The sequence below is a fragment of the Lentilactobacillus kefiri genome, assembly GCF_007989105.1.
Lineage (GTDB): Bacteria > Bacillota > Bacilli > Lactobacillales > Lactobacillaceae > Lentilactobacillus > Lentilactobacillus kefiri.
The window spans coordinates 20823-27629 of record NZ_BJVK01000028.1 but is presented as its reverse complement, the minus strand read 5'-3'; the positions used below and the strand labels follow the sequence as shown (position 1 = coordinate 27629).

The 6807-nt window shown below is 41.1% G+C and carries 7 protein-coding genes; 6 read left to right on the top strand and 1 reads right to left on the bottom strand.

What is annotated here, in order from left to right:
• Positions 1–42 precede the first annotated feature (42 nt).
• On the bottom strand, positions 43–228 hold the full coding sequence (rpmB, locus tag LKE01_RS09020) for a 50S ribosomal protein L28 (protein ID WP_008856832.1): 186 nt from the start codon (positions 226–228) through the stop codon (positions 43–45).
• 221 nt (positions 229–449) lie between these two features.
• Here rpmB and LKE01_RS09015 point away from each other — a divergent pair, with 221 nt between their 5' ends.
• From LKE01_RS09015 to rnc, 6 genes are all read left to right on the top strand, one after another.
• Positions 450–812: an Asp23/Gls24 family envelope stress response protein gene (locus LKE01_RS09015; RefSeq protein ID WP_054769498.1), complete on the top strand. Its 363-nt coding sequence runs from the start codon at positions 450–452 to the stop codon at positions 810–812.
• Between the two features lie 30 nt (positions 813–842).
• A complete protein-coding gene (locus LKE01_RS09010; RefSeq protein WP_057962792.1) occupies positions 843–2552 on the top strand; it encodes a DAK2 domain-containing protein in 1710 nt (569 codons plus the stop codon).
• A gap of 68 nt (positions 2553–2620) precedes the next feature.
• Positions 2621–4651, top strand: a complete 2031-nt coding sequence (gene recG, locus LKE01_RS09005) for an ATP-dependent DNA helicase RecG (RefSeq protein ID WP_146979224.1) — start codon at positions 2621–2623, stop codon at positions 4649–4651.
• Between the two features lie 13 nt (positions 4652–4664).
• Positions 4665–5708, top strand: coding sequence for a phosphate acyltransferase PlsX (gene plsX / locus LKE01_RS09000; RefSeq protein ID WP_057962790.1), 1044 nt, complete (start codon positions 4665–4667; stop codon positions 5706–5708).
• Between the two features lie 52 nt (positions 5709–5760).
• Positions 5761–6003, top strand: a complete 243-nt coding sequence (acpP, locus tag LKE01_RS08995; protein WP_057962789.1) for an acyl carrier protein — start codon at positions 5761–5763, stop codon at positions 6001–6003.
• Positions 6004–6089: 86 nt separating this feature from the next.
• Entirely contained in the window at positions 6090–6800 is a 711-nt protein-coding gene (gene rnc / locus LKE01_RS08990; RefSeq protein ID WP_054769497.1) for a ribonuclease III, read from the top strand.
• Positions 6801–6807 lie beyond the last annotated feature (7 nt).

Genomic DNA, 6807 nt, shown 5'->3' with positions numbered 1-6807 from the left:
CCTGTAATAAAAAAGATCGATTATAATCGATCCAAGTTATTACTATACACGGGTAACTTTACCTGATTTAAGTGTTCGGGCAGAAATCCAAACCTTCTTAGGCTTGCCATCTACAAGAATGCGAACTTTTTGTAAATTTGGCTTCCAGCTGCGACGACTTGAGTTTAAAGCGTGTGAACGTTTGTTACCAAAGTGGGTACGCTTACCGTTAATAAAATCCTTTGCCATGGGTAACAAATCTCCCTTCTCTTTGATTTTAGTGTTAGAGTCTGTTTCATTACACTAGAATAATTTATCATAGATACATTGATATTGCAATACTTTTCTTTCAAGTAATTATACTTGACAGTCATTTTTCGAGGCTTTATGTTTACTTTGGTTTTTAGCGTTATTGTGGTAATATTAACTATCGTTAATAGGTAAATAGAAAATTAAGGAGGCTGCTGCACATGGCCGTCAAAATCAAAACAAGATTTGGAACAGTTGACATCGACAACAATGTTATCGCAAATGTTGTTGGCGGTGCTGCAACTGACAATTATGGTGTCGTTGGTATGGCAAGTCGCAACCAGCTAAGAGATAACGTCAACACCATTCTGAATCGTGAAAACTATTTCAAAGGTGTTGTGGTTAAACAACACAATAATGAAATTGAAATTAACGTTTATATCATCGTAGCATATGGAAACAAGATTTCAGAAGTTTCCAAAAATGTTCAAGCAAAAGTTAAGTATAATCTGCAAAGCATGCTTGGCGTATCTGCAAATTCGGTCAATGTAATCATTCAGGGCGTTCAAGTAATGAACGACTGATTACGCAAGTGACCAAGGAGGACAAGGTAGTTGAAAGTTACAGAAATTACGAATACCGAATTTACGGCAATGGTTCAAGCAGCCGCAACTAAATTAAATAAAAATTCTGATTTTATCAATTCATTAAACGTTTTCCCGGTTCCAGATGGAGACACAGGAACCAACATGAGCCTCTCAATGGCTTCGGGATACAAATATGTTAATAAGGACGTTAAAACCGAGGTCGGCGATCTGACTGCCGCTTTGGCAAAGGGCCTTTTAATGGGTGCCCGTGGTAACTCAGGTGTTATTTTGTCACAAATTTTCCGTGGCTTTTCAAAGTCCACCGAAGGCAAAACAACTTTGAGCGCCCAAGACATCGCTGACGCATTTATCGCTGGAACGGAAATTGCTTATAAATCTGTTATGAAGCCAACCGAAGGAACAATTCTGACGGTTGTCAGAATGGCAGCTTCTGCCGGTAAAAAGGCCGCCGCAACGACCAATGATGTTGTGGCCGTGATGGATGCAATTTACAAAGCATCTCAAAAAGCCTTGGAAAAAACACCTGATCTGCTGCCTGTTTTAAAGCAGGTTGGCGTTGTTGACTCAGGTGGTCAGGGACTGGTCTTTGTCCTTGAAGCCTTTGATGATGTATTAAATGGTCGAAACGAAACCGAATCCGGTGAGTATCAACCAAACGATGCCGAAATGAATCAAATGATCAAGGTCGCTGATCAAAGTGTCCAAAGCAAACTGAATCCTGAAGACATCGTGTATGGGTACTGTACCCAAATCATGGTTCGAATCGGCAAGGGTCGAGAAGTCGACCACAAATTTAACTATCAAACATTCTATGATTATTTAGCCAAATTAGGTGATTCTTTGTTAGTCATCAATGATGATGACATTGTCAAAGTCCATGTTCATACCGAACACCCCGGCAAAGTTCTTGCCTGGGGTCAGGAATTTGGTGATTTGGCAACTGTTAAAGTCGATAACATGCGTCTTCAACAAGAGACCATCATCGAAGAAGACGAGGACAATTCTCAACAGGATTCACCAATCCAAAAGGCTGAGAGTATCAATACTCAACAACCAGTTTCCGATACAGCGATTATTTCAGTTTCATCAGGAAAGGGTCTTAATCAATTATTCGAAAGTTTAGGCGTCAATCACATTGTGAGCGGCGGTCAAACGATGAATCCAAGTACTGAAGATATTGTTAACGCAATTAAGAATACGAAAGCCAAAAAGGCGATTGTGCTTCCTAACAACAAGAACATCTTTTTGGCAGCTGAACAAGCCGCTAAAGTCGTTGATATTCCAACCGTGATTGTCCATTCAAAGACAATTTCACAGGGAATCACCGCAATGCTTGGTTTCAATCCTGAGAACAGCCTTGAAGATAATCAAAAGGCCATGGAAGACAACTTGCCAACCGTTAAATCCGGTCAGGTAACAACTGCCATTCGGGATACCAAAATTGATAATTTGGAAATTAAGAAAGACCAGTTTATGGGAATTGTCGATGGTGACATTGCCACCGTTGGTGATGATTTGATCGACACAGCAGTTAAAATGGTCAAAAAGATGCTGGATGAGGATAGTGAAGCCATCACCATTATTTATGGTGAGGACACTGACAAATCAACCGCTGAAAAAGTGCAGGAAGGCATTTTGAAGTTGGATGACGAACTGGAGGTTGAAATCCACGAAGGAGATCAGCCGGTTTATCCATTCCTCATTTCTGTTGAATAAACAATTTGTAAAAGTTTGGTCACAACTGGCCAAGCTTTTATTTATATCATGAGTAAGGGAGGGATAGTATGACCAGTTTAAGCGATTCGGTTGGGGTCCTCAAAGGCGTTGGTGAAAAACGTTTAACAGCACTTAATAAGTTGGGAATTAATACGATCAACGACTTGCTGACTTATTATCCCCGCCGATATGATGATCTTTCATTAAAGGACTTGAGAACCGCAGTCGATGGTCAAAAAGTGACTGTTAAAGGAATTGTCATTAGTGAACCGACGGTCAACTTCTTTGGGCGTCGACGAAGCCGGCTGTCATTTCATCTCAAAATCAATGATGAAATTTATAGTGTTTCTTTTTTTAACCAGCCATGGCTGATGAAACAATTGGAACTGGAATCGCCAGTAATCATTTTTGGAACATTTGATCGCAACCGCAATCAAATTCAAGGAATGAAATTTCTAAATGGTGATAAAAGTGACACCTATGATTCAATTTATCCAAGTAACAAAGAAGTTAAACAAAACACAATCAAGCAACTGATAAAGTTGGGGTTTGATGAATATGAAGGTCAATTAACCGACATTGTGCCGGCTTCACTTCGACAAAAATATCGATTAGAATCCTTCCACGATACGATTCAAAATATTCATTTTCCAAAGTCCCCCGAAGCTGCTCAAAGAGCATTCCGAAACGCAAAGTTCATGGAATTCTTCTTATTTTCCATGAAGGTCCAAATGCTTAAAGCAACTCACAGAAAAACAGATCCAGCTGCCAAAATTACGTATGATCAAAAGCTGATCGACAAGTTTATCAGTCATTTAAAATTCAAATTAACCGATTCCCAATCAAAGGTTGTCAGTGAAATTTTGGATGATATGAAAAGACCTTTGGAAATGAACCGTTTATTGCAAGGCGATGTCGGCAGTGGAAAAACCGTCGTTTCGGCAATTGCCATCTTAGCTGCAATCAGTGCTCATAAGCAGGCAGCCATTATGGCTCCGACCGAAATTTTAGCTGAGCAGCATGCCAATACGTTTGCTCAAATGTTTGACGGCCTTAACGTCAATATTGCCTTATTGACCGGTGCAACCACCGGTTTGGCTCGAAAAGCCATGCTGCCAAGGATTGCCGACGGTGAAGTCAATTTGATTGTCGGCACCCACGCGCTCTTTCAGGATCAAGTTGATTACCACGACCTTGGGTTAGCGGTGATTGACGAACAGCACCGATTTGGTGTCAACCAAAGACAGGCGTTACGTCTGAAGGGCCACAGTACGAATATGCTGGCAATGACTGCTACGCCGATTCCCAGAACTTTAGCGATCACGATGTATGGTGATATGGACGTTTCGGTCATCGATGAACTGCCAAAAGGCAGAAAGCCGATCAAAACGACTTGGATCACGTCTGCCAAGACAGATTCAGCCATTCGATTTGTGAAAAAGCAGCTCGATTCCGGAAATCAAATTTACGTTGTAACGCCTTTAATTGAAGAATCTGAAGCTGTTGACATGAAAAATGCCATGGCAATTTTCGAACGGTTCAAGGCCATCTTTGAACCCCAGTACACGGTTGGTCTCTTACACGGTCGGATGTCTGACCAGGAAAAAGATACCGCCATGCAGGATTTCAAAGATAACAAGTTTCAGGTGTTGGTTGCCACAACCGTGATTGAAGTCGGCGTGGACGTGGCCAACGCGAATACGATGTTAATATTTGATGCCGACCACTTTGGCTTGGCACAGCTGCACCAGCTTCGTGGTAGAGTTGGCCGGGGAGATACCCAGTCATACTGTATCTTAATTGCCGATCCGAAAAATGAAATCGGTAAAAAACGGATGAAGGCCGTTGCCAGCAGTACCGATGGCTTCTTCCTCTCCCAAAAGGATTTGGAATTACGCGGTCAAGGCGACATAACCGGCAGCAAACAATCCGGAATGCCTGATTTCAAAGTGGCCGACCCGGTGGGTGATTTAAATATTCTTCAGGTTGCCAACCAAGAAGCTCAAAGCATTACCGTTCACAAGGATTGGCAAAAAAATCCAGAAAATGTACAATTATCACAGTATTTAAAATATAATGAAACAATTACTACTGACTAAATAGGAGTTAATTATGAAAATTGCAGTTGACGCAATGGGCGGCGATTACGCCCCAAAAGAAGTTGTTGAAGGAATTGAATTAGCTCGAGATGCTTATTCAGATGTTGAATTCCAATTATTCGGCAAAACCGATCAGATCAAAAAGTACTTAAAAAATGATGACCGGATTCAAATTATCCAAGCCGATGAAGTGATTGAAATGGGTGATGAACCCGTCAAAGCTGTTCGGACCAAGAAACAATCCAGTATCGTTTTGGCTGCGACAGCCGTAAAAGAAGGGACTGCCGACGCCTTCTTCTCAGCCGGCAATACCGGTGCAATCTTAGCTGCCGGGTTATTCATTGTTGGCCGGATTAAAGGAATCGACCGACCTGGATTGACGACCACTTTACCGGTTATTACCGGCAAAGCTCAAAATAAGTTTGTGATGATTGATGTCGGCGCCAACGCGGATACCAAGGTCTTAAACATCTATCAGTACGCATTAATGGGTAAATATTATGCCCAAAACGTCAACAAAGTGGCTAATCCACGGATCGGTTTGTTAAACAACGGAACCGAGGCTGACAAAGGTGACATGAACCATCGTAAGGTTCACGATTTGTTGGCCGCTGATAAAGATATTAACTTTATCGGGAACGTTGAATCACGTGAGTTGTTGAATGGTGCTGCCGATGTTGTGGTAACCGATGGTTTCACTGGGAATGCCGTCTTGAAGAGCATTGAAGGCACCGCATTATCGATGCTCAAATTAATCAAAAACACCATCATGTCAAATGGTACTAAAGCCAAATTTGGTGCATTGATGCTGAAAGACACCTTCCACAAAATTGGCGGTTCAATGGACTACTCCCAATACGGTGGAGCTGTTTTGCTGGGTGTCAAAGCCCCCGTTGTTAAGACCCATGGAAGCAGTAAGGCTGATACAGTCAAAAATACCATCGGCCAAATTCGTCAAATTATTTCATCAAATATGATCCCTGATTTAGACAAATATGTCACTGATCATTCCGATGAAATGAAACAAATAAAAGATAGTATCAAAAGCAGTAAATAGTTGATATAATGGGTATTAGCAAATTAATTTTATGAAATAGGTGTTTATCAAAATGGATAAAAAAGATGTGTTCAACAAGATTGCCGATTTGGTGGCTGACCAATTTGATGTCGACCGAAGTAAAATTACCGGAGACCTGAATTTTAAAAATGATCTGGACGCTGATTCAATTGATTTCGTTGAATTCGTGTTGGATCTGGAAGATACTTTTAATGCTGAAATTTCCGATGAGGATGCAGAGAAGCTGAATACAATTAACGAAGCTGTGGACTACATCATGGCTCATCAAAAATAATACAGATAACTAGAAATTGGAATTATTTCAAGACTGATATAATTTCAATTTTTTACTGTTATTTGACTTTATGTGGAGGTAAAAGATTGATAAAAGGCTTAAATGATATGTTAAAAAAGGATTTTAATATCCATGTTGATGATCAGGATTTATTAGACGAAGCATTCACACAGGCATCATACGTTAACGAACACCGTGGTGAAGGCCTCAAGTTTTACGAACGGTTGGAATTTTTGGGCGATGCTGTTTTACAGTTAATCGTTTCCAACTATATTTTCAGACGTTATCCAAAGATGCCGCAAGGGCGATTAACTCGTCTGCGTGCCGCAATGGTTAACGAACAAAGTTTCAGTACTTTCGCCAGAGAATGTCACTTTGATAAATACATTCGTTTGGGCAGAGGAGAAGAAAAAGCCGGTGCACGTGACCGGGATTCTTTGCTATGTGATATTTTTGAGTCGTTTGTCGGCTGCCTGTATCTTGACCAGGGTCAAGATGAGGTTACCAAGTTCGTAACCAAAGTGATTTTTCCAAAGCTTGACGAAGGGATGTTTGCCGAGTTCTTTGATCATAAAACAGAACTTCAGGAACTTGCCCAAGCCGATGGCCCAGTTGCTATTGATTATGAATTGGTTGATGAATACGGCCCTGATAACGACCGTTCATTTAAAGTCAACGTTTCAATCGACGGTAAAGATTATGGTGTCGGCATCGGCCATTCAAAGAAGGGTGCCGAACAAAAAGCCGCTCAACAAGCACTTGAGCACTTTGATACAGAAGGAGACAATCTAGTTTAGACTGGAG